This is a genomic window from Arthrobacter citreus (genome assembly GCF_038405225.1).
GTDB lineage: Bacteria > Actinomycetota > Actinomycetes > Actinomycetales > Micrococcaceae > Arthrobacter_B > Arthrobacter_B citreus_A.
The window spans coordinates 2,733,079-2,752,354 of sequence record NZ_CP151657.1 but is presented as its reverse complement, the minus strand read 5'-3'; the positions used below and the strand labels follow the sequence as shown (position 1 = coordinate 2,752,354).

Annotated in this window: 16 protein-coding genes and 2 rRNA genes; 10 read left to right on the top strand and 8 right to left on the bottom strand. The window is 63.9% G+C overall.

What is annotated here, in order from left to right; all coding sequences use genetic code 11:
- Positions 1 to 366 precede the first annotated feature (366 nt).
- Together AAE021_RS12690 and rrf are read left to right on the top strand one after the other, a co-directional pair.
- Positions 367 to 3,531, top strand: a 23S ribosomal RNA gene (locus tag AAE021_RS12690).
- Positions 3,532 to 3,821: 290 nt separating this feature from the next.
- A 5S ribosomal RNA gene (gene rrf / locus AAE021_RS12685) occupies positions 3,822 to 3,938 on the top strand.
- Between the two features lie 168 nt (positions 3,939 to 4,106).
- On the opposite strand, the gene AAE021_RS12680 is transcribed toward rrf, so the two are convergent.
- From AAE021_RS12680 to AAE021_RS12665, 4 genes are read right to left on the bottom strand one after another with little or no spacing between them, the layout of a single operon-like run.
- A complete protein-coding gene (locus AAE021_RS12680) occupies positions 4,107 to 4,847 on the bottom strand; it encodes a ThuA domain-containing protein (protein ID WP_342022701.1) in 741 nt (246 codons plus the stop codon).
- A gap of 27 nt (positions 4,848 to 4,874) precedes the next feature.
- Positions 4,875 to 6,125 carry an N-acetylglucosamine-6-phosphate deacetylase gene (locus AAE021_RS12675; protein ID WP_342022700.1) on the bottom strand — a complete coding sequence of 417 codons (1,251 nt, stop codon included), beginning with the start codon at positions 6,123 to 6,125 and terminating at the stop codon, positions 4,875 to 4,877.
- Positions 6,122 to 6,856 carry a glucosamine-6-phosphate deaminase gene (locus AAE021_RS12670; protein ID WP_342022699.1) on the bottom strand — a complete coding sequence of 245 codons (735 nt, stop codon included), beginning with the start codon at positions 6,854 to 6,856 and terminating at the stop codon, positions 6,122 to 6,124. Before AAE021_RS12670 ends, AAE021_RS12675 begins: the two co-directional genes overlap by 4 nt.
- Positions 6,857 to 6,897: 41 nt before the next feature.
- Positions 6,898 to 7,575 carry a FadR/GntR family transcriptional regulator gene (locus tag AAE021_RS12665; RefSeq protein ID WP_342025406.1) on the bottom strand — a complete coding sequence of 226 codons (678 nt, stop codon included), beginning with the start codon at positions 7,573 to 7,575 and terminating at the stop codon, positions 6,898 to 6,900.
- 369 nt (positions 7,576 to 7,944) lie between these two features.
- On the opposite strand from AAE021_RS12665, the gene AAE021_RS12660 reads away from it, so the two are divergent.
- The 8 genes from AAE021_RS12660 to AAE021_RS12625 all read left to right on the top strand — a co-directional run bounded on the left by AAE021_RS12660 (position 7,945) and on the right by AAE021_RS12625 (position 16,983).
- Positions 7,945 to 9,549: an ABC transporter substrate-binding protein gene (locus tag AAE021_RS12660; RefSeq protein WP_342022698.1), complete on the top strand. Its 1,605-nt coding sequence runs from the start codon at positions 7,945 to 7,947 to the stop codon at positions 9,547 to 9,549.
- Positions 9,550 to 9,632: 83 nt separating this feature from the next.
- Entirely contained in the window at positions 9,633 to 10,592 is a 960-nt protein-coding gene (locus tag AAE021_RS12655; protein ID WP_342022697.1) for an ABC transporter permease, read from the top strand.
- Between the two features lie 2 nt (positions 10,593 to 10,594).
- Positions 10,595 to 12,736, top strand: coding sequence for a dipeptide/oligopeptide/nickel ABC transporter permease/ATP-binding protein (locus AAE021_RS12650; protein WP_342022696.1), 2,142 nt, complete (start codon positions 10,595 to 10,597; stop codon positions 12,734 to 12,736).
- A complete protein-coding gene (locus AAE021_RS12645; RefSeq protein ID WP_342022695.1) occupies positions 12,733 to 13,578 on the top strand; it encodes an ATP-binding cassette domain-containing protein in 846 nt (281 codons plus the stop codon). Before AAE021_RS12650 ends, AAE021_RS12645 begins: the two co-directional genes overlap by 4 nt.
- 76 nt (positions 13,579 to 13,654) lie before the next feature.
- Complete coding sequence (locus AAE021_RS12640) at positions 13,655 to 14,587, top strand: dihydrodipicolinate synthase family protein (RefSeq protein ID WP_342022694.1); 933 nt, start codon at positions 13,655 to 13,657, stop codon at positions 14,585 to 14,587.
- A 2-nt stretch (positions 14,588 to 14,589) separates the two neighbouring features.
- Positions 14,590 to 15,663: an ROK family protein gene (locus AAE021_RS12635; protein ID WP_342022693.1), complete on the top strand. Its 1,074-nt coding sequence runs from the start codon at positions 14,590 to 14,592 to the stop codon at positions 15,661 to 15,663.
- Positions 15,656 to 16,330: an N-acetylmannosamine-6-phosphate 2-epimerase gene (locus tag AAE021_RS12630; RefSeq protein ID WP_342022692.1), complete on the top strand. Its 675-nt coding sequence runs from the start codon at positions 15,656 to 15,658 to the stop codon at positions 16,328 to 16,330. The genes AAE021_RS12635 and AAE021_RS12630 overlap by 8 nt, the downstream gene beginning before the upstream one ends.
- A gap of 89 nt (positions 16,331 to 16,419) precedes the next feature.
- A complete protein-coding gene (locus AAE021_RS12625; protein ID WP_342022691.1) occupies positions 16,420 to 16,983 on the top strand; it encodes a DapH/DapD/GlmU-related protein in 564 nt (187 codons plus the stop codon).
- A 412-nt stretch (positions 16,984 to 17,395) separates the two neighbouring features.
- Here the strand turns inward: AAE021_RS12625 and AAE021_RS12620 are convergent, their stop codons facing one another.
- From AAE021_RS12620 to AAE021_RS12605, 4 genes are read right to left on the bottom strand one after another with little or no spacing between them, the layout of a single operon-like run.
- Positions 17,396 to 17,815, bottom strand: coding sequence for a VOC family protein (locus tag AAE021_RS12620; RefSeq protein ID WP_342022689.1), 420 nt, complete (start codon positions 17,813 to 17,815; stop codon positions 17,396 to 17,398).
- A gap of 28 nt (positions 17,816 to 17,843) precedes the next feature.
- Positions 17,844 to 18,332, bottom strand: a complete 489-nt coding sequence (locus tag AAE021_RS12615) for an SRPBCC family protein (protein WP_342022687.1) — start codon at positions 18,330 to 18,332, stop codon at positions 17,844 to 17,846.
- Positions 18,329 to 18,838 (bottom strand): SRPBCC family protein, encoded by a 510-nt coding sequence (locus AAE021_RS12610; protein WP_342022686.1) that lies wholly within the window; start codon positions 18,836 to 18,838, stop codon positions 18,329 to 18,331. The genes AAE021_RS12615 and AAE021_RS12610 overlap by 4 nt, the downstream gene beginning before the upstream one ends.
- A complete protein-coding gene (locus tag AAE021_RS12605; RefSeq protein WP_342025405.1) occupies positions 18,835 to 19,200 on the bottom strand; it encodes a metalloregulator ArsR/SmtB family transcription factor in 366 nt (121 codons plus the stop codon). Before AAE021_RS12605 ends, AAE021_RS12610 begins: the two co-directional genes overlap by 4 nt.
- Positions 19,201 to 19,276: the final 76 nt, after the last annotated feature.

Genomic DNA, 19,276 nt, shown 5'->3' with positions numbered 1-19,276 from the left:
TTGTGGGGATGGTTGTGGTTGGAAAGAGCTGCCGGTGCCTCGAGTACCGGGTTTTACCGTTTGGCACACTGTTGGGTCCTGAGACAACAGGACCGTATGAACTGACAGCCGTTTGGTTGGAGGTGGCACGGGTACCGTGTTGTTTCTGATTGTTCCTGCGCAGACCTAAGACTTCCACGGTGAATACGTGGTGGTGGCGGGGTGTGACGGGGTTGTTGTTTGAGAACTACATAGTGGACGCGAGCATCTTAAAATTATTAAGTGCAATTTCAGATAAACCTGGTGATCCGGGGATGTGCCCTTGATGGGTGTGTTTCCGGTGTTGTCATGGTTTTCTCGATAGCGATAATATTTATTGATCTTTGTGGTCAAGTTTTTAAGGGCACACGGTGGATGCCTTGGCATCAGGAGCCGAAGAAGGACGTAGGAATCTGCGATAAGCCTGGGGGAGTTGATAACCGAGCGTTGATCCCAGGATGTCCGAATGGGGAAACCCCGCCCGGCGCGCGAGTGACCGGGTGACCCGCATCTGAACACATAGGGTGCGTGGAGGGAACGTGGGGAAGTGAAACATCTCAGTACCCACAGGAAGAGAAAACAACAGTGATTCCGTTAGTAGTGGCGAGCGAACGCGGAAGAGGCTAAACCAGTGGTGTGTGATAGCCGGCGGGCGTTGCATCACTGGGGTTGCGGGACTTTCCGTACCAGTTCTGCCGGATTGGTGAAGTGAGTGCAGGTGCATAGGTGAACCGGTTTGAAAGCCGGGCCGTAGAGGGTGTTAGCCCCGTAACCGGAATGTATGCTGCCGCTTGGAGAGGATCCCAAGTAGCACGGGGCCCGAGAAATCCCGTGCGAATCTGCCAGGACCACCTGGTAAGCCTAAATACTCCCTGATGACCGATAGCGGACAAGTACCGTGAGGGAAAGGTGAAAAGTACCCCGGGAGGGGAGTGAAACAGTACCTGAAACCGTGTGCCTACAATCCGTTGGAGCAGGGCGATGCCACTTGTGGTGTTGTGCTTGTGACAGCGTGCCTTTTGAAGAATGAGCCTGCGAGTTAGTGTTACGTCGCGAGGTTAACCCGTGAGGGGAAGCCGTAGCGAAAGCGAGTCTGAACAGGGCGATGCAGTGGCGTGATCTAGACCCGAAGCGGAGTGATCTACCCATGGCCAGGTTGAAGCGCGTGTAAGAGCGCGTGGAGGACCGAACCCACTTCAGTTGAAAATGGAGGGGATGAGCTGTGGGTAGGGGTGAAAGGCCAATCAAACTCCGTGATAGCTGGTTCTCCCCGAAATGCATTTAGGTGCAGCGTTGCGTGTTTCTTACCGGAGGTAGAGCTACTGGATGGCTAATGGGCCCTACAAGGTTACTGACGTCAGCCAAACTCCGAATGCCGGTAAGTGAGAGCGCAGCAGTGAGACTGTGGGGGATAAGCTTCATAGTCGAGAGGGAAACAGCCCAGACCACCAACTAAGGCCCCTAAGCGTGTGCTAAGTGGGAAAGGATGTGGAGTTGCGAAGACAACCAGGAGGTTGGCTTAGAAGCAGCCATCCTTGAAAGAGTGCGTAATAGCTCACTGGTCAAGTGATTCCGCGCCGACAATGTAGCGGGGCTCAAGTACACCGCCGAAGTTGTGGCATTCAAATATTAGCCAAGCGGATGGTTTATCCATTTTCGTTCAAGCGTTTGGATGGGTAGGGGAGCGTCGTGTGGGCAGTGAAGTCGCGGTGTAAACCAGCGGTGGAGCCTACACGAGTGAGAATGCAGGCATGAGTAGCGAAAGACGGGTGAGAAACCCGTCCGCCGAATGATCAAGGGTTCCAGGGTCAAGCTAATCTGCCCTGGGTAAGTCGGGACCTAAGGCGAGGCCGACAGGCGTAGTCGATGGACAACGGGTTGATATTCCCGTACCGGCGAAAAACCGCCAATACTGATCGGGGGACACTAACCGCCCAATACCTGACCGGCCGCCCTTGTGGTGACCCGGTTTTTGGTGGAGCGCGGGACCTGATCCCGGGAGGTAAGCGTATTAACAGGTGTGACGCAGGAAGGTAGCCGGGCCGGGCGATGGTTGTCCTGGTCTAAGGATGTAGGGTCAGCGATAGGTAAATCCGTTGCTGTGTCTTTGATGACGATCCTGAGATCTGACGGGACCCACTTTGGTGGGAATCCGGTGATCCTATGCTGCCTAGAAAAGCATCGGCGCGAGGTTTTAGCCGCCCGTACCCCAAACCGACACAGGTGATCAGGTAGAGAATACTAAGGCGATCGAGAGAATTATGGTTAAGGAACTCGGCAAAATGCCCCCGTAACTTCGGGAGAAGGGGGGCCCCAACCTTGATGGACACAAGCTGTCCGGAGGGGATCGGGGCCGCAGAGACCAGGGGGAAGCGACTGTTTACTAAAAACACAGGTCCGTGCGAAGTCGCAAGACGATGTATACGGACTGACTCCTGCCCGGTGCTGGAAGGTTAAGAGGACCGGTTAGCCCTTTGGGGCGAAGCTGGGAATTTAAGCCCCAGTAAACGGCGGTGGTAACTATAACCATCCTAAGGTAGCGAAATTCCTTGTCGGGTAAGTTCCGACCTGCACGAATGGAGTAACGACTTCCCCGCTGTCTCAACCATAAACTCGGCGAAATTGCAGTACGAGTAAAGATGCTCGTTACGCGCAGCAGGACGGAAAGACCCCGAGACCTTTACTATAGTTTGGTATTGATATTCGGTGTGGCTTGTGTAGGATAGGTGGGAGACTGTGAGACCCGGACGCCAGTTCGGGTGGAGTCATCGTTGAAATACCACTCTGGTCATACTGGATATCTAACTTCGGCCCGTAATCCGGGTCAGGGACAGTGCCTGATGGGTAGTTTAACTGGGGCGGTTGCCTCCTAAAGAGTAACGGAGGCGCCCAAAGGTTCCCTCAGCCTGGTTGGCAATCAGGTGGCGAGTGTAAGTGCACAAGGGAGCTTGACTGTGAGAGAGACATCTCGAGCAGGGACGAAAGTCGGGACTAGTGATCCGGCGGTACATTGTGGAATGGCCGTCGCTCAACGGATAAAAGGTACCTCGGGGATAACAGGCTGATCTTGCCCAAGAGTCCATATCGACGGCATGGTTTGGCACCTCGATGTCGGCTCGTCGCATCCTGGGGCTGGAGTAGGTCCCAAGGGTTGGGCTGTTCGCCCATTAAAGCGGTACGCGAGCTGGGTTTAGAACGTCGTGAGACAGTTCGGTCCCTATCCGCTGCGCGCGCAGGAAATTTGAGAAGGGCTGTCCTTAGTACGAGAGGACCGGGACGGACGAACCTCTGGTGTGTCAGTTGTACTGCCAAGTGCACCGCTGATTAGCTACGTTCGGATGGGATAACCGCTGAAAGCATCTAAGCGGGAAGCCCGCTTCGAGATGAGATTTCCATACACCTTGTGTGTGAGAGGCCCCCAGCCAGACCACTGGGTTGATAGGCCGGATGTGGAAGCGGGGACTAAAGACCCGTGAAGCTGACCGGTACTAATAGGCCGATAACTTACACCACACCACAATCTGGGCAGGAAACGACTTCAAACGTTCCCGCCAAATAAGGGTTGTGTTAGATCATGTGCTGCTTGCGTCCACTATGTGGTTCCCGGATAACAAACCCGTGTGGTTTGTCACTCCTGGAACCGGCACCACCACACCCTTGCGGGTTCTGGTGTGCCGTATAATTACAGTTATAACTTCGCTTTGAAACACTCAATGTTGTTATTGGTTTTGTGTGTTTTGTTGTGACCATTGTTTTCCCCTCACCCTGAGGTTTGTTTGTTGGGGTGGTGTGGGTGGAAGGGTTACGGCGGTCATAGCGTGGGGGAAACGCCCGGTCCCATTCCGAACCCGGAAGCTAAGACCCACAGCGCCGATGGTACTGCATCCGGGAGGATGTGGGAGAGTAGGTCACCGCCGGACAATATTTCGGTTGAGAGAGTAAGGCCCGTACCAGTGATGGTGCGGGCCTTACTTGTTTAACCCGCGTTTGTTTGACTACCACTTTCTTTTCCGCGAGATGGCAGTAAGTGCTCTTCCCGGGGCTGGGAAGAGCACTTACCGCCATCTCGCGGAGTTGGAGTGCAGGTGTCAGCTGTTGGGCAGCTGGGCTGTTGACGGGTCAGCTGTCTCCGGAGGTGTTCCGGGACGCAGCGGCACCGACTCAGCCAGCCACTCAATTCCCCGGCGCAGGAGTTCCCGGTGCTCAGGAGACTCGTAGGATGCGGCGTCGTGGCCCAGTGCATCGTAGAAGGTGCGGCCGCCGCCGTCGCGCTCGTAGGACCAGATCAGCGGATGAGCCACGTTCTCATGGAGGTGGCGGGCGTGGACCGTGATGTCCGGATGAGTGTCCAGCCAGCTGTACCGTTCATCGGTGAGCTGGAAGTCCGGGATGCTGGCGGCCACGGAACCCGAGTTCCGGTCCACCAGGATGTCGGCAGGACCGTGGTCCGGATGCATGGAGGTGCCCCGTGTCCAGCTGCCTCCCAGTGCCTGCTTCCACTCCGGCAGATCCGTAAAACTGGTGGAGCTCGAGTGGCAGGCCAGCAGTGGACGGCGGCCGGCCAGCCAGGCGCTCAAGCCGGCGGCGGCAGCTCGGCCAGGGGATGGCGCCCCGTCGCGGGGCAGGCCGACATTGACGGCCAGCAGATCGGGCCAGTTCCAGGAACTGGTCAACCATTCCAATGCTGCCTCCGCATCCGCGGCCACAATGACGTCGAACCCCGACTCATCCAAGATCCCCGCGAGTGCGTGGGATGTCTCGGTGAACGGGTGCCAGGGATCGGCGTAACGTCCGGTTCCTGTCAGCAGCAGTGCGCTGGGTCTGGTCATCGTTCAGGCTCCTTTGGGAAGTGGGTGCTACGCCGCAGAAATCCACGTTCCCCGGTGCATCACGCCGGCCGGGCGGAGGTTGGCGTCCAGAAGCAGCATATCGGCCTGTGCGCCCGCGGTGAGGGACCCGATCTGTCCGGCCTTTCCCAGCACCCGGGCGGGAATCTCGGAGGCAGACCGCAGGGCGGATTCCAGCGGGACCCCAGCGGCCACCGCGTTCCGCACCAGGTCCAGCATGCTGGCGGTGCCGCCGGCAATGGCGCCGGACTCCAGCCGGGCCACGCCGTTGCGGACCTGCACCTCGGCCGGACCCAAACGGTAGGAGCCGTCGGCGAGCCCTGCCGCAGCCATGGCATCCGTGACAAGGACGATGTTGTCAGCACCCAAAAGCTCAAACATCGCAGCCACCACAAAAGGATCCAGGTGGGTGTTGTCAGCGATCAGCTCGACGACGGCGGCCCCGGTCCGTGCCGCACGCAGCGCAGCGGTCACTGCACCCGGAGCACGGTGGTGGATGGGGTCCATGCCGTTGAATAGATGCGTCACGGTAGGGACGCTGACCGTCTGGCCTGCTGAGACCGACTGGCCCGCGAGTGCAGCGGCGGCCCGCGCAAGCGAGGCACCGGCGTCGTCCGCGGATGCAGCAGTGTGCCCCAGCGAGGGGACCACTGAATGTTCGGCCAGCAGATCCACCAGGGCATCCGCGCCGGGAAGTTCCGGCGCATACGTCATGGTGCGCAGATGTCCTCCGCCGGCGGCGATCAATTCGGCGGCAAAGTCCAGGTCGGGGGCACGCAGCCAGCGCGGATCCTGGGCGCCGCAGCGCGCGGCCGCAAGGAACGGCCCTTCCAAGTGGATGCCGGCAATATCGCCGGCGGCAGCAAGCCCGGTAAACATTTCCAGGCCGGACAGCAGATCCGCGGGCGCAGCGGTCACCAGGCTGGCCAGCACGGTGGTGGTCCCGGCAGCGTGCATCCGATGCAGCGCCGCACGGGCGGCGGAGGCATCCGCAGACGGGAAATCGACGCCGTAGCCGCCGTGGCAGTGCAGGTCCACCAGCCCGGGAACGGCCAGCTGGCCCGGGGTCAGACGGATTTCGTTTACATCATGGTCAGCCGAGATGTCCGCGGCAGCCAGTGCCGCATTCAGCCCGGACTCGGGCCCCGCGTACAGGATCACGGTTCCGGCAACAGCTACGGCGCCGGTCTCCTCAATGCGGGATCCCAGCAGCACCCGGCCGCGGAGAACGGTGACGGGCTGGCGGTTGGCCGGGCTCATTGACGGTCTTCTCCTAGGTTCAGCCGGGCGGCGGCGGGCCGGTCCAGCAGGACGGTGACACGGGGGTGCAGCTGCAGTGCCGAGGCCGGGCAATCCGGACTGACGGGTCCCTGCAGCGCCCGGGCAATGATATCGGCCTTGTCGGACCCGTGCGCAATCAGGAGCAGATGGCGGGCGTCAAGGATGGTGCCAATGCCCTGGGTCATGCAGCGGGTGGGCACCTGGTCGGGGGAATCGAAAAAACGGGAATTGGCACGCCGGGTCCGTTCGGCAAGCTGCTCAACCCGGGTACGGGAGTCAAGGGCGGCACCGGGTTCGTTGAACGCAAGGTGGCCGTTATGACCGATGCCGAGGATTTGCAGATCCACGCCGCCGGCTTCACGGATGGCCTGTTCATAGTCCCGAGCGGCGGCGTCCAGGTCCGCGGCTGCAACGTCGGGAACGCGCACGGATCCGGGCCGCATGCCCAGCCGCTGGACCACTTCGCTGTCGATCACGGCACCGTAGCTGCGGGGATCTCCGGGCGGTAGCCCGATGTACTCGTCCAGGGCAAAGCCACGGACACCGGTGAAGTCCAGACCGTAATCCGCCAGCGCGTCATACAGCGGCAGGGGGGAGGAACCGGTGGCAAAACCCAGCACCGCGTCGGGCTTGGCCTGTACGCAGTCGCGGACGACGGCGGCCCCGGCGGCGCCGGCTGCTTCCCGGCTGTCCAGGGTTAAAACCTTCATGATGTGCTGTTCCTTTAGGTCAGTTCGTGCGTGGAGCGCGGTCATCGGCGCACCAGTTCGGCAATGGCTTCGCGGATGCCGTCAAAATGACTGTTGATCCGCTCCGATGCCAGCGCTTTGTCGCCGGAGCGCACGGCTTCGAAAATCTCCCGGTGCATGTGCGCGGTGGCATGCAGGCTGGCGGTCTTCATGCCTGCTTCTGCATGGATCCGGCTGTAGACGTCCCAAAAGACCGACATCAGGTGGGTCAGCAGTTCATTGCCCAGCGGCTCAAAAAGCTGCCGGTGAAACTCCGAGTCCACGGCGGCCAGCGCCTGCCCCTGATCGGCCAGGGATTCCATCTCCTGGACAGTGGCCTCGATGCGGGCCAGATGTTCCGGCGTCATCAGGGTCATGGCCTGGCCAATCAGTCCTGATTCCAGGGTCTGCCGAACATCCACCAGCTCCAGTGCCTCCTTGCCCTGCTGCCGCAGCGACAGCCGGCCCCGGAAGCTGAGCCCGGCGGTCAGGGCATCAAAATTGGTGGGCGCAACAAACATGCCGTAGCCGTGCCGGATCTCCACCACGCCCAGCGCCTGCAGCACCTTGAGGGATTCCCGCAGGGTGTTGCGGCCCACGCCCAGCGCCGAGCACAGTTCGGCCTCGGTGGGCAGCGGACTTCCGGCCTGCAGCTTGCTGTCGAGGATCAGGTCCATGATGTCGCTTTGCAGGGCGGCCAGTCTGGCCTGGGCGCTGAAGCGGGGCGGCCGGGCCGGAGCGCGGACCGGATACGCAGACGGGGGAGCGTCTGCGTCGGAAAGCGGCTGCGTGGTGTTTTTCACCAAAATCGGCACTCCTTGGAAAAGGTCGTTAAGCAAATCTTCACGGTTCGGGCATCAGTTCGGGCAATGGGCCGGGGTCCAACTCGGGCAAGAGCAGGGCGCACGTCCCGCTGTGCGTCGTCCCGGACCCGGTGCGGGCGGGGTTCCACGTGGTCACAGTAATGACGTGCTTGACCGCGTCTTGTGATTCAGCTTACAGTCTATTCAACCCGCATGGGATGTCCTACGTCCGATATCCACATCACACCCGAATGGTGAGGCACCTTGATGAGTACAACTTCCGAGAGCACCGGCTTTCTCCGGAACGCCAGCCGGCGCGATTTCCTGCGCATTGCCGGTGTCCTGGGCACCGCGTCAGCCTTTGCCGGCTCCCTGGCTGCGTGCAGCCCGGGCGGTGCACCTGCCGCCAGCGGCACCGGCGCCGCTGCAGCAGACTCCATTGAAGCCGGAATTTCCTATTCCCTCTCCACCGGCTTCGACCCGATGTCCGCCACTGGCGCAACGCCGGTGGCCGCCAACCTCCACATCTTCGAAGGCCTGACGGAGCTGCACCCGGCCACCCGGAAGCCGTACCTGGCCCTGGCCGCGGCCGAACCCGAAAAGGTCAACGACACCACGTACCGCGTCACGCTCCGTGAGGGCGCAACGTTCCACAACGGCGAGCCCGTCACCGTCGACGACGTCGTCTACTCCTTTGAACGCGTGCTCGATCCGGCGAACGCCTCCCTGTTTGCCGGTTTCATCCCCTTCATCGCCTCGGTCACCGCCGACGGCGACGCCGTGAAGTTCGAGCTGAAGTACCCCTTCGCCGAGTTCGGCCCGCGCATTTCCGTGGTCAAGATCGTTCCCAAGGCCCTGGCCCAGGACAAGGCAGCCTTTGACCTGGCGCCGTTGGGCAGCGGACCGTACAAGTTTGTCTCAGCGGTCAAGGAAGACCGGATTGTCTTCAAGAAGTTCGAGGAGTACAACGGCTCCTACCCGGCCAAGGTCACCGACATGACCTGGCTGCTGCTGGCGGACCCGGCGGCTCGCGTTGCGGCGGTTCCGTCCCGCACCCAGGCCATCGAGGATATTCCCTACCTGGATGTGGACCAGCTCAAGGCCAAGCTGGATGTGGAGTCCGTGCAGTCCTTCGGCCTGCTGTTCATGATGTTCAACTGTGCTTCGGAGAAGTTCGCCGACAAGCGGGTGCGGCAGGCTCTGCATTACGCCACCAACACCGAGGACATCATTTCCAAGGCGCTGCTGGGCAACGCCGCCGCCGCAACCTCCTACTTCCAGAAGGGCCACCCGTCCTACACGGAAGCCGGCACCGTCTACGGTTATGACCCGGAGAAGGCCAAGGCTCTGCTCAAGGAAGCCGGCATGGAAAACATGACCGTTACGCTGACCTCCACCGACGCCGGCTGGGTCACCAAGGTGACCCCGCTGATTAAGGAAAGCTGGGACGCGATTGGCATCACCACCACGCTGGAACCCCTCCAGTCCGCGGCGGTCTACGCCCCGGAAAAGGTGGGCGGCCAGAACTTCGATGTGCTCATTGCGCCGGGCGATCCCTCGGTCTTCGGCAACGACGGCGACCTGCTGCTGAGCTGGTTCTACCGCGGCGACACCTGGGCGAAGAACCGCATGGCCTGGGCCGGCACCCCGGAGTACGCGGAGGTCCAGGCAAAGCTGGACGAAGCGGTCCAGAAGGAGCCGGCAGAAGCGAAAAAGCTGCACGCCGCCGTCGTCGACATTGTTGCCGAAGAGGTGCCCCTGTACCCGCTCTTCCACCGCCAGCTTCCCACCGCGTGGGACAGCAGCACGCTCGACGGCTTTGCGCCGCTTCCGACCACCGGCCTCTCCTTCGTAGGCGTCGGCCGGAAGTAAGACCTGTCCTGCCGGATGAGGGACATCCCCCCAGACGCCCTCCTCCGGCAGGGCGGCCCCCGCACCACTTGGAGAAATAAAACATGGCAACACTTTTGCGCCTGCTGGGCCGCAGGCTGGCAGCTCTGCCGTTCATGCTGCTGGGCGTCACCATCATGGTCTTTATCGTCCTGTCGGTGATCCCGGCGGACCGCGCCACCGCCGTCCTGGGCGAGAACGCCAGCGAAGAGGCCAAAGACGCCTTCCGTGAGGACCGCGGCCTGAACGACTCCCTGCTGGTGCAGTTCCTGCGCTACCTGGGCGGAGTGGTGCGGCTGGACTTCGGCTTCACCAACCCGCCGGAGGAATCCGTGGCCTCCAAGATTGCCGCGGCATTCCCGGTCACCCTGCAGCTGACCCTGCTCGGCATCCTGCTGGCCGTGTTCCTGGCCCTGGTGCTGGGCGTAACCAGCGCCCTGTACCGGGACCGCTGGCCGGACCAGGCCATCCGCGTGTTCTCGATTGCCGCCATCGCGACGCCGTCGTTCTGGCTGGCCATCCTGCTCATCCAGTGGTTCGCCCTGCCGGCGGGTTCGATCTTCCCCACCGGAGGCCTGGACTGGGCCGATCAGTACGGCTTTGTCGGCTGGATGTATTCCATGGCCCTGCCCGCACTGGCCCTGGGCCTGCCGGTCTCCGCTTCCCTCATCCGGGTGGTGCGAACATCCATGGTTGAGGAGCTGGACCGCGATTACGTCCGCACGGCCATCGGCAACGGCGTTCCGTACCGGACCGTCGTGGCCCGGAACGTGCTGCGCAACGCCCTGGTAACCCCGGTTACCGTCCTGGGCCTGCGGATCGGCTATCTGCTGGGCGGCGCCGTGGTGATCGAGAAAATCTTCAACCTCAACGGCATGGGAGACCTGATCATCGTCGGGCTCAACACCTCGGACACCAACCTCGTCCAGGGTGCCGTGCTGACCATCGCGGTGGCGTTCGTCGTCGTCAACATCCTGGTGGATGTCCTCTACGTACTCATCAATCCCCGGATCCGGACGGTATAACCATGCGCAACGGACTCGCTGAACGGCTCGCCACATCCGGCGCCCGCTTCACTTCCCTGAAACTCAGTTCCAAGCTCGCCCTGGCGTTCCTGGTCCTGGTGGCGTTCATCGCCGTCACCGGACCCATGCTCGCCCCGTTCGGCGAGAACGAATCCAGCGCCCCGGTGCTTCCGCCCGGCGGCGAGCACCTGATGGGCACCGACGGGAACAGCTACGACGTGTTCTCCCGGCTGCTGTACGGCGCCCGCGTCTCCGCGGCGATCGGCCTCGGCTCGGTACTGGTGGCCGTGGTCCTCGGCGCCGTCCTCGGAGCCCTGGCCGCAACATCCCGCAAGTCGGTCAATGAAGGCATCATGCGCGTCCTGGACATCATGATGGCGTTCCCCGGCATCGCGCTGGCCGCCGCCCTGCTGTTTGCCCTCAAGGACTATTCGGTTGCCCTCTTCGGGTCCACCGTTCCGGTGATCATCTTCGCTATTGCCATTGTCTACACGCCGCAGCTGGCCCGGGTGGTCCGCGCCAACGTCCTCGCCCAGTACGGCGAGGACTATGTCCGCGCCGAACGCGTGATCGGCGCCGGCCGGCTGTTCATCCTGACCAAACACGTGGTCCGCAACACCGCGGCCCCCGTGCTCGTTTTCGCCACGGTAATGGTGGCTGACGCCATCATCCTGGAGGCGTCCCTGTCCTTCCTCGGCGCCGGTGTCCAGCCGCCGTCCGCCTCCTGGGGCAACGTGATGGCCGACGGCCGCAACGTGGTCTTCAGCGGGGCCTGGTGGCCGACGACGTTTGGCGGCATTGCCATCCTGCTCACCGTCCTGGCGCTGAACATCCTGGCCGAAGGACTCACCGATGCCATGGTCAATCCGCGTCCGCGCCGGGCCGCACCGGTGAAGGACGCCATGGTTAAGGACACCGTGGTGAAGGAAGCGGCTGCCGCAGCCGCCGTTCCCGCACCGGCAGATGCCGCCGTCGCCGCTCCGCCCGCAGCGACCGAAGGAACCGTGGTGGAGGACACCGCCGCCGGCACCCTCATCAACCAGCCCGGATCCCTGGCCGCCCTGGCCGAGGAGCTGGAGCTGCTCGCCGCCGTGGAGAACCGCCGGACCGACAGGCTGCCCGCCGTCGGCGAGGAGGCCCCCGTCATCCTCGAAGTCCGCGACCTGTCCATCCGCTTCCCGGGCCGCTACGGCGACACCGCCATTGTGGACCGGGTCAGCTTCACCGTCCGCGAGGGCGAAACCATGGGCCTGGTGGGGGAATCCGGCTGCGGCAAATCCATCACGTCCCTGGCCATCATGGGACTGCTGCCGCCCACCGCGGTGCTCAGCGGATCCATCACATTCAACGGCAAGGAACTGCTGACCAACGACAAGCGCGAACGCGACCAGCGCTACCGCGGACTGCGCGGGGAGCAGATTGCCATGGTGTACCAGGACGCGCTGAGCTCGCTCAACCCGTCCATGCTGATCAAGGACCAGCTGTTGCAGCTCACCCGCCGCAACGGCCGCAAGTCCCCGCGCGAACTGCTGGAACTGGTGAAGCTGGACCCCGAGCGGACCCTCAAGAGCTATCCGCACGAGCTCTCCGGCGGACAGCGCCAGCGCGTGCTCGTGGCGATGGCCCTGTCCCGCTCGCCGAAGATCATCGTCGCTGACGAGCCCACCACAGCCCTGGACGTCACCGTCCAGAAACAGGTGGTGGACCTGCTCAACGAACTGCGCGAGGAACTCGGCTTTGCCATGGTCTTCGTCAGCCATGACCTGGCCCTGGTAGCCTCCCTGGCGCACCGCATCACCGTGATGTATGCCGGCCAGGTGGTGGAATCCGCCGGAGCATCCGAACTGATGCGCAACCCGCACCACGAGTACACCCGCGGCCTGCTCGGCGCCGTGCTGTCCATCGAGTCCGACGCCGACCGGCTGCACCAGATCCAGGGCACCGTTCCCTCGCCGCGCGAATTCGCGGCCGGAGACCGGTTTGCCGAACGCTCCCTGCGTCCGGACGCCGATCCGGACCAGATCCTGTCCTTTGTCCGTGTGGGCGAGGGCGAGCACTACTGGGCCAGCCACCTGACAGACAGCCACAACGACGACGGCGCCACCTTGGCCGCCGCCGGCACCAGTGCCGAAGGACAAGCATGAGCACCGAATCCATGAGCACTCATTCCTTGAACGCAGCGGCGCCCGCCCGCACCACACCGGTCCTGGAACTGCGCGGCCTCAAGGTCTACCACCGCACCCGCACCGGATCCATCTTCCGCCCCAACATCGTCAAGGCCGTGGACGGCGTGGACTTCACCGTCCGCCGCGGCGAAACGGTGGGCGTGGTGGGGGAGTCCGGCTGCGGCAAGTCCACCCTGGCCTCGGTCCTGGTGGGGCTGCAGCAGCCCACCGCCGGGGAGGTCCTGTTCCACGGCAAGCCGATCAGCATCCGGCGCGCCGCGGAACGGAAGCGCTTCGGCCAAGATGTCGCCGTCGTCTTCCAAGATCCGTCCACCGCGCTGAACCCGCGGATGACCATCCAGGACATCCTCACCGATCCGCTGCAGGTCCACGGGATCGGAGACGCCCGGTCCCGGGCAGCCAAGGTCAAGGACCTGCTGGCGCTGGTGGGGCTGCCCTACACCGCCGCTGAGGTCACCCCTCACCAGGTTTCCGGCGGACAGCGTCAGCGTGTAGCCATTGCCCGGGCCCTGGCCCTGGATCCCGCGGTGATCGTGGCGGATGAGCCCACCTCGGCCCTGGACGTGTCCGTCCGGGCCCAGGTGCTGAACCTGCTGGCTGACCTGAAGCGCGAACTGAACCTGGGCATGGTCTTCATTTCCCATGACATCCAGACCGTCCGCTATGTTTCCGACCGTATCTGCGTCATGTACTACGGCCGGATTGTCGAAGAGGGACCGGCCGAAGACATCTTCGCCAACCCGAAGGACGACTACACCCGCAAGCTGCTGGGCGCCGCGCCCAGCCTGCTGCACCCCTGATTTTTCACCTGTTTCCCCCCGGTAACACCGGCTCGTTCCACTGCACCAACCCATTACCAGCACCTTGGAGATATCTGTGGCCTCTCAGCCCATCCGCCAGTTCACCGGCGTCATTCCCCCCGTTGTCACTCCGCGTTCCGCAGACGGCAGCATCGACACCCATTCCCTGGCCCGGGTGACCAAGCACCTGCTGGAGGGCGGCGTGCACGGTCTGTTTGTCCTGGGCTCCTCCGCCGAAGTGCCGTACATGACCAATGACGAGCGTGAACTGGTGGTCACCACCATTGCCGGCGTCAACGCCGGCCAGGTCCCGCTGATCGTCGGGGCGTGCGAGCAGACCACCAACCGCGTCATCGAGGAGGGCCGGAAAATGGTGGGCCTGGGCGCCGACGCCCTGGTGGTGACGTCCCCGTTCTACGCCATCCCCAACGTGCAGGAAACCGACACCCACTTCCGCAGCATCCACGCCGCCCTGGACGTGCCGCTCTTCGCCTACGACGTGCCGGTCCGCACCCACTTCAAGCTGCCGCTGAACCTGCTGATCCAGCTGGGCCAGGACCAGGTCATTGCCGGCGTCAAGGATTCCTCCGGTGACGACGTGTCCTTCCGCCAGCTCGTCCTGGCCGCGCGCGGCATCGACAACTTCTCCATCTTCACCGGCCACGAAGTGGTGGTGGACGGTGCCCTGCTCGGCGGCGCCGACGGCGTGGTGCCCGGCTTGGGCAACGTGGATCCGGCCGGTTACCGCCGGCTGTTCGACGCCGCCGCGGCCGGCGATTTCGCCACTGCGGCAGCGGAACAGGACCGCCTCGCTGACGTTTTCAACATTGTCTACACCCCGGCACCCGGCCGGGTTTCCGGCGGCGCAGCCGGTCTGGGCGCGTTCAAGACGGCACTGATGCTGATGGGTGTCATCGACACCAACGTCATGTCCGCGCCGATGCTGAGCCTGGATGACGCGGAAACAGCAGCCATCCGCACCATCCTTGAGCGCAACGGCCTGATCTAGTCATGCCCTCCGCTTCACAGTGCGTCATCGGGGTGGACCTGGGCGGCACCAAAACGGCCGCCGGCATTGTGGACGCCACCGGCACAGTGCACGCCGTCGAGTCCCGGCCCACCCCCGCGGCCGCCGGAGCGGCAGCCATCCTGGCCACCGCCGTCGGGCTGGTCACCGCCCTGCTGGCCCAGGCCCGCGCTGCTGGGCTGGATCCGGTGGCGGTGGGCATTGGTTCGGCCGGCGTCATTGACGCCCGGGACGGATCGGTGGTTTCGGCCACCGATTCCCTCACCGGCTGGGCGGGCACTCCGCTGGCGGCGCATGTCGCTGAGCAGTCCGGGCTGCCCGCCTACGCGGTCAACGACGTGCATGCGCATAACTTGGGCGAGCACTGGAGGGGTGCCTCCGCCGGCGCGGACTCCAGCTTGCTCGTGGCCGTGGGAACCGGCGTCGGCGGTTCCCTGATTCTCGATGGCGGACCGCATCTGGGGGCACGGGCGGTGGCCGGGCACGTGGGGCATCTGGCCTCACCCTTCGCGTACGACGACGGCGGCCGTCCGCTGCCGTGCAGCTGCGGGCGGGCCGGGCACGTGGAGGCCATCGCCTCCGGGCCGTCCATCGCCGCGCTGTACCGGCGACTCGTGGACGGGGAAACTGCCGGCGGGGAGACCGTCGGCGGGGAGACCGTCGGCGGGGAGCCTGCCGGCGGTGAGCCTGCCGGCGGTGACGCCATCGCCGGGAGCGTGACGGGACGGGAAGTGGCCGAGATGGCGGGCGCCGGTGACCCGCTGGCCCTTCGTGCCCTGACCACGGGAGCAACAGCCGCCGGACAGGCCGTGGGCGGACTCGCGAACATGTTGGATCCGTCCGTTGTGGTGGTCGGCGGCGGCGTGGCCGGAGCCGGTGACCTGTGGTGGACACCGTTCCGGGCCGCGCTGCGTGCCGAGCTGATGGACCCGCTGGCGGACCTCCCCGTGGTTCCGGCCGACCTCGGCTCCAGCGCCGCCATCGTGGGAGCCGCCAAATTCGCCTTTGACCGTCTTTCCGCTGAACTCAACGCATCACAGGAGCACCACCATGTTTGACCTTTCCGTTCTGGCCTCCCGGCTGATCGTTTCCTGCCAGGCCTATCCCGGAGAGCCAATGCGCGATCCGCGCACGATGGCGCAGATGGCGCAGGCCGCCGTCATCGGCGGTGCTGCCGCCGTCCGGATCCAGGGGATCCAGGACCTGGAACAGACACGCGATGCGGTGGATGTGCCGATGATCGGGCTGTGGAAAGACGGCACCGACGGCGTTTTCATCACTCCCACGCTTGACCACGCGCTGGCCTGCGCCGCGGCCGGTTCCGACATTGTTGCCATTGACGGCACCCGCCGGCCCCGGCCGGACGGCCGCAACCTCGCCGAAACCATCGCGGCCCTGCATGAACAGACCGGGGCACTGGTGATGGCAGACTGCGGGTCCGCCGCCGACGCCAAGGCGGCGGCCGACGCCGGAGCTGACGTGATTGGCACGACGCTGGCCGGATACACGGGCGAGCGGCCGAAGACCGATGGTCCGGACCTGGAACTCATCGCGGAGATTGCGGCCCTCGACCTGGGCCGGCCGCTGATCGCCGAAGGACGGATCCACACCCCGGCGCAGGCCCGGGCTTGCCTGGACGCGGGGGCGTTCGCCGTCGTCGTCGGGACCGCCATTACGCATCCGACCACGATCACCGGGTGGTTTGCCGGCGCGCTGCAGGGGTAGGTGCCGGCGGCAGGTGCTGGCCTAAAAGCTGCGGGGACAGGTGCTGCCGGGCTAAGGTCCGAAGGACAGCTCTGATCGGAAGGACACCCATGGATCTCGAGGACCTGCTCGCGGCGCTGAACGCCGGCGAGACCATCACCGGGGGCTCCCCGCTGCACGCGGCCATGCACCAGGTTAGCCAGGAGGCACTGCGGATCACCGGCGAGCTGAACAGCGGCTACCAGGAACCGGCGCGGGTCCGGGAACTCCTGGCCGCCCTAACCGGCAGGGACATCGACGAAACCGTGACCGTCTTTCCACCGTTTTCCTCGGACTTCGGAAAGAACACCACCATCGGCAAGCGGGTGTTCATCAACGCCGGATGCAAGTTCCAGGACCAGGGCGGCGTGGTCATTGGGGATGACTGCCTCATTGGCCACAACACCGTCCTGGCCACGCTCAACCATGACCTTGATCCCGGCCGCCGCACCGACATGCATCCGGCGCCCATCGTCATCGGCCGGAACGTGTGGATCGGATCCAATGCCACTGTGCTGCCCGGCGTAACGGTCGGCGAGAACGCAGTGATCGCGGCGGCAGCCGTGGTCACAAAGGATGTGCCGGCGAACTCGGTGGTGGTCGGCTCGCCGGCGCGGGTCGTGCGCACGCTATAGGCAGAGGGCCGGGTGTTGTGCCGGTTCGGCTGCGATCTCTCGTGCAGATAACGGGGTCAAAGAGGTCCGTCCCCGATCTATTGTGCAGATAACGGGGCCACAGCGGTCCGTCCCCGATCTCTCGTGCAGATAAGGGGGTCAGGACGGTCCGTCCCCGATCTCTCGTGCAGATAAGGGGGTCAGGACGGTCCGTCCCCGATCTCTCGTGCAGATAAGGGGCCTTCGATAATTCCTTTGTGCAGATGACGGGATCAAAACGGCTGTTTTGGCGTGTTTAAGCCCTTGATCTGCACGAGAGATGCCGGGAAGACCCGTTATCTGCACGATGGATTCCCTAACGAGCCGGACGCTGGGGGACTAGGACAGCCCCGTCGCCCACCCCGTCCGTCCGCCCCGCCAGTCAGTCCGTCCCTCAGGGCGCTGAGCCACTGCGCGGAATCAGCGGTTGTTCTGCCCGGACCTTCATTTCCTGCACGGCCCAGCTGTTGCCGTCCGGATCCGAGAAACCGAAAAACGTTCCGCCGTCGCGCGGATCAATGACAGTCAACTCGCTGGCGTCCACGCCGCGGCCGACCAGTTCATCCCGGGCCGCCCGCGCGTCGGACACCACCAGCTGCAAACCGCTCATCGACCCGGGCTCCATCTGCTGCTGGGACGGCAGATTCCCGATCACGATGGAACAACCCGATCCCGGCGGTGTCAGCTGAGCGAAATCCATGTCTCCGTTGACCGTGCGGTGATCCAAAGTGAACCCCACTTGGTCGCGGTAAAAGGCGACGGCCCGGTCCAGATCGCTGACCGGCAGGACCACCACCTCCAAGGTCCAGTCCATGAGTGCTCCTACCCTTCTTCCTTCGCGGTTAGGTCTCGGCCCGGCTCCGGTCCAGGACCTCGTCGAGCTGGTCATAGCCCTCGGACATCCCGGTTTCCATGCCTTCGGCAGCGAAACCGTCCCGGGCTTCCAGTGTGGGAAACACTGAACGGCCGGCCAGTTTGCTCCTGCCGCCGGGCAATTCGCTGAACGTAGCGTATTCGAGCGTCACGGCGTCCGGGTAGCCCTCGTACTCGAACGTCTGCAGCATGAATTCGTCCTCGCGGACCGAGTGGAAAACGCCGCGGAAGGCGTACTCCGCGCCGTCGTCCCCTGCCTGCACAAAGCGGTAGGCGCCGCCCGGACGCGGCTCGAACACATCGATGCGGGTACTCAGCCCCCGTGGACCGATCCATTGGGAGTAGAGCTCCGGATCAACGTGCGCCCGGAAGACCTCGTGCACCGGGAAATCGAATTCGCGCTCATACTCCACGAAGGGTATGCCCTCGGGCGCATTGACGGTCAACGGATTGCTCATGGCGCACCTTCTCCCTGCAGCGCGCCTTCCTGCAGCTGGGCGAGCAGCTCGTCGAGCCGGTCGAAGCCCTCGGCCACACCGCCTTCCATGCCGGACGCGGCCATGCCGTCGCGGGCCTCCATGGAGGGGTAGACGGAATGCGCGCTGATCCGGGTGCGGCCGTCGTCGAGCGCCTCCATCGTCATGAACTCAATGCTCACGACGTCGGGATAACCGGAGAACTCGAAGGTCTGGACGGCGAATTCGTTCTCCCGGACCGTGTGGAAGATACCGCTGAACGTGTACGGCACACCGTCCGGGCCGGTGTGGATGTAGCAGTAGGAACCGCCGGTGCGGAAATCATAATGTTCGATTTCCATCTTCATGCCCCGCGGACCGAGCCACTGAACAATGAGATCCGGGTCCTGGTAAGCGCGGAAGACCTGGGGAACCGGATAGTCCAGCTCGCGGGAAAAATTGATGAAGGGAAGTCCGTCGGGGACGTTGAGCTCCAGAGTGTTGGTCATGATGGATCCTTTGCCTGGCGGCCGCCGGGGGCGGCCTGGCTGCGAAGCACGGCATCAAGGCCGCGGAACTGCTCCTCGCGGACCAGCCGGTACTGGCCGATCCATGCGGTGAGCGCCTCCAACCGTGCGGGGTTCAGGTGAACCGGACGCCGCTGGGCGTCACGGCTTCTCGTGACAAGCTGCGCCTGCTCGAGGACCTGAATGTGCTTCGAAACGGCCTGCTTGGACATCTCGAAGGGTTCCGCCAATTCGTTGACCGTTGCAGGACCCCGGGACAGCCGGGCAATGATCTGGCGGCGGGCCGGATCGGCCAGGGCCAGGAAGGCCTTGTCCAGAAGGGGGTCGTCGCCGGTGGATTTCATGCGGTCGGTCAGCTCTTCGTCGTAATCAAGGTGCTGGTTGTTCAACCTTGCGGTTGATTACGAAAGTACGCGCCTG

What these genes read in the sequence shown, in the direction of transcription:
- AAE021_RS12655 (WP_342022697.1), top strand. Translation starts at nt 9,633, where the DNA reads ATGGCAACACTTTTGCGCCTGCTGGGCCGCAGGCTGGCAGCTCTGCCG.
- AAE021_RS12615 (WP_342022687.1), bottom strand. Translation starts at nt 18,332, where the DNA reads ATGAGCAATCCGTTGACCGTCAATGCGCCCGAGGGCATACCCTTCGTG.
- AAE021_RS12630 (WP_342022692.1), top strand. Translation starts at nt 15,656, where the DNA reads ATGTTTGACCTTTCCGTTCTGGCCTCCCGGCTGATCGTTTCCTGCCAG.
- AAE021_RS12670 (WP_342022699.1), bottom strand. Translation starts at nt 6,856, where the DNA reads ATGAAGGTTTTAACCCTGGACAGCCGGGAAGCAGCCGGCGCCGCCGGG.
- AAE021_RS12660 (WP_342022698.1), top strand. Translation starts at nt 7,945, where the DNA reads ATGAGTACAACTTCCGAGAGCACCGGCTTTCTCCGGAACGCCAGCCGG.
- AAE021_RS12610 (WP_342022686.1), bottom strand. Translation starts at nt 18,838, where the DNA reads ATGACCAACACTCTGGAGCTCAACGTCCCCGACGGACTTCCCTTCATC.
- AAE021_RS12605 (WP_342025405.1), bottom strand. Translation starts at nt 19,200, where the DNA reads ATGAAATCCACCGGCGACGACCCCCTTCTGGACAAGGCCTTCCTGGCC.
- AAE021_RS12635 (WP_342022693.1), top strand. Translation starts at nt 14,590, where the DNA reads ATGCCCTCCGCTTCACAGTGCGTCATCGGGGTGGACCTGGGCGGCACC.
- AAE021_RS12625 (WP_342022691.1), top strand. Translation starts at nt 16,420, where the DNA reads ATGGATCTCGAGGACCTGCTCGCGGCGCTGAACGCCGGCGAGACCATC.
- AAE021_RS12645 (WP_342022695.1), top strand. Translation starts at nt 12,733, where the DNA reads ATGAGCACCGAATCCATGAGCACTCATTCCTTGAACGCAGCGGCGCCC.
- AAE021_RS12650 (WP_342022696.1), top strand. Translation starts at nt 10,595, where the DNA reads ATGCGCAACGGACTCGCTGAACGGCTCGCCACATCCGGCGCCCGCTTC.
- AAE021_RS12680 (WP_342022701.1), bottom strand. Translation starts at nt 4,847, where the DNA reads ATGACCAGACCCAGCGCACTGCTGCTGACAGGAACCGGACGTTACGCC.
- AAE021_RS12620 (WP_342022689.1), bottom strand. Translation starts at nt 17,815, where the DNA reads ATGGACTGGACCTTGGAGGTGGTGGTCCTGCCGGTCAGCGATCTGGAC.
- AAE021_RS12675 (WP_342022700.1), bottom strand. Translation starts at nt 6,125, where the DNA reads ATGAGCCCGGCCAACCGCCAGCCCGTCACCGTTCTCCGCGGCCGGGTG.